Here is a 2,488-nt window from a genome sequence, read left to right as displayed (position 1 = left end):
CGAGGTCGAGCATCGTGCCGACGCCGCCCTCCAGCACCGTGCGCCCGGCGGCCAGCGCGAAGCCGCGGACCTGCTCCAGCGTGATCCGCGACGGGATCGACAGCGCGTTGGAGTCGGTGATCAGCTCGACCAGCGCGGGGCCCTTCGCGGTGAGCGCCTCGCGCAGCGCGCCCTCGATCTCGCCGGGCTTCTCCACCCGCCAGGCGGGGATGCCGACGCCGCGGGCGATGGCGGAGAAGTCGACCCGGCTGTGGTCGGTGCCGTACGCGGGCAGGCCGTCGACCAGCATCTCCAGCTTGACCATGCCGAGCGAGGAGTTGTTGAACACGACGGTCTTGACCGGCAGGTCGTGCTGCTTGACGGTGATCAGCTCGCCGAGCAGCATGCCGAGGCCGCCGTCGCCGGAGAGCGAGATGACCTGGCGGTCGCGGTCGGCGCAGGCGGCGCCGATGGCGTGCGGGAGGGCGTTGGCCATGGAGCCGTGGGTGAACGAGCCGATGACGCGGCGGCGGCCGTTGGGCGTGAGGTAGCGGGCGGCCCAGACGTTGTTCATGCCGGTGTCGACGGTGAACACGGCGTCGTCGGCGGCGAGTTGGTCGAGCAGCCGGGCGGCGTACTCGGGGTGGATCGGCACGTGCTTGTCGACGTTCGAGGTGTACGCCTCGACGACCTTGGTCAGCGACCGCTCGTGCTTGCGCAGCGTGGCGTCGAGGAAGCGCCGCTCGTGCTTCTCGCGCAGCAGAGGCTGGAGCGCGTCCAGGGTGGAGGCGACGTCGCCGTGCACGGCGACCTCCAGGGGCGTACGGCGGCCGAGGCGGGTGGCGTCGATGTCGATCTGGATGGTTTTGGCCTGCGGCAGGAAGGCGTCGTACGGGAAGTCGGTGCCCAGCATGACGACGAGGTCGGCCTCCTGGAGCGCGTCGTAGCAGGCGCCGTAGCCGAGGAGGCCGATCATGCCGACGTCGTACGGGTTGTCGTACTGGATCCACTCCTTGCCGCGCAGCGTGTGCCCGACGGGCGCCTTGACGGTCTCGGCGAGCCGCATCACCTGGGAGTGCGCGCCGCGTACGCCCGCGCCGGCGAACAGCGCGACGCGGTCGGCCGCGTTGACGGCGTCTGCCAGTTCGCGCACGGTCTGCGGGTCGGGGACGATCGAGGCGGGGCGGGCGCAGGGGACGGTGCGCCCGGTGGGGTTGGCGGCCGGCTTGTCGGCGATGTCGCCGGGCAGGACGAGCACCGCGACCTCGTTGGCGCCGACGGCGTGCTGGGCGGCGATCCTTGCGATGCGGGGCATCTGCTCGGGCTGGGAGATCAGCTGGCAGTAGCCGGACGCCTGGTCGAACAGCTTCTCCGGGTGGGTCTCCTGGAAGTAGCCGCTGCCGATCTGGGTGGACGGGATGTGCGAGGCGATGGCGAGGACGGGGGCGCCGCTGCGCTGCGCGTCGAACAAGCCCTGGATGAGGTGGGTGTTGCCCGGCCCGCAGGAGCCGGCGCAGGCGGCGAGCTGCCCGGTGACCTGCGCCTCGGCGGCGGCGGCGAAGGCGCCGGCCTCCTCGTTCTGCACGTGCACCCACTCGATGGCGCCGTCGCCGCGGCGGATGGCGTCGACGAGGGGGTTGAGGCTGTCGCCGACGACGCCGTAGATGCGCTTGACCCCGTACTGGAGGAGGACCTCCACGAGCTGGTCGGCAACCTTGGCACTGCTCATCGTGCTCTCCTCGCATCGGCGTCGCGGGCGTCCGGGACAACGTGTTCGATCGTAAGCGATCACGGGCGAAGAGGACGGATGGTGCTTCGCCGGGCGTCCTGGCCGCGGGCTCGGCGGGCGGGCTATAGTCCGAAACTAGCGCCGCTAGTTTCGATGGGGAGGCCCGCCGTGCGCACCGTTCACTTCGCCGCCGCCCGCCGCACGCCGATCGGGAAGCTGCGCGGCTCGCTGTCCGCCGTACGCCCCGACGACCTCGCCGCGGGGGTGGTCCGCGGCCTGCTCGACGGCGTCCCCGCGCTCGATCCGGCCCGTATCGACGACGTCTACTGGGGCGCCGCCAACCAGGCCGGCGAGGACAACCGCAACGTCGCCCGCATGGCCGCCCTCCTCGCCGGCCTGCCCGAGTCCGTACCCGGCGCCACCCTCAACCGCCTCTGCGCCCCGGCGTGGACGCTCTTCGCCGCCTACGTCCTCACCGCCACCACCCCCAACACCGGCGGCATGTCCCGCGCCCGCTGGGCCCACGCCTTCCGCGGTGCGGACGCCGGCACCCCCGGCGACACGGCCGCCCTGCACACCGCCAACTCCTTCGAACAGGCCGCCGACGAGCTGTGCTTCATGACCGGCCCCGTCCTCGCCGCCCTGCTCTGCACCGCCGTCCTCCCCGAGGCGGGCACGGTCGCCGGCGCCGTGCTCCTGATCACCGGCATCCTCCTCTTCGCCGCCCAGCGCGCCACCGAGCCCCCGCCCCGGCCGCGGGCGCCGGGCGAGCGGACGCGG

At 72.9% G+C, this 2,488-nt stretch carries 2 protein-coding genes; one reads left to right on the top strand and one right to left on the bottom strand.

The window, feature by feature from the left end; translation table 11 throughout:
* Positions 1-1,708 (bottom strand): pyruvate dehydrogenase (locus H5J30_RS27045; protein ID WP_181789942.1); only part of this gene is annotated, 1,708 nt, incomplete at its 3' end.
* Positions 1,709-1,876: 168 nt separating this feature from the next.
* Here H5J30_RS27045 and H5J30_RS36990 point away from each other — a divergent pair.
* A partial coding sequence (locus H5J30_RS36990) for a thiolase family protein (protein ID WP_508470795.1) occupies positions 1,877-2,488 on the top strand: 612 nt, incomplete at its 3' end.

Source organism: Streptomyces phytophilus, from assembly GCF_013870535.1.
In the GTDB taxonomy this organism is placed as follows: Bacteria; Actinomycetota; Actinomycetes; order Streptomycetales; family Streptomycetaceae; genus Streptomyces; species Streptomyces phytophilus.
Note: the sequence above shows the minus strand (reverse complement) of the source record. Positions and strands in the feature narration are given on the sequence as shown.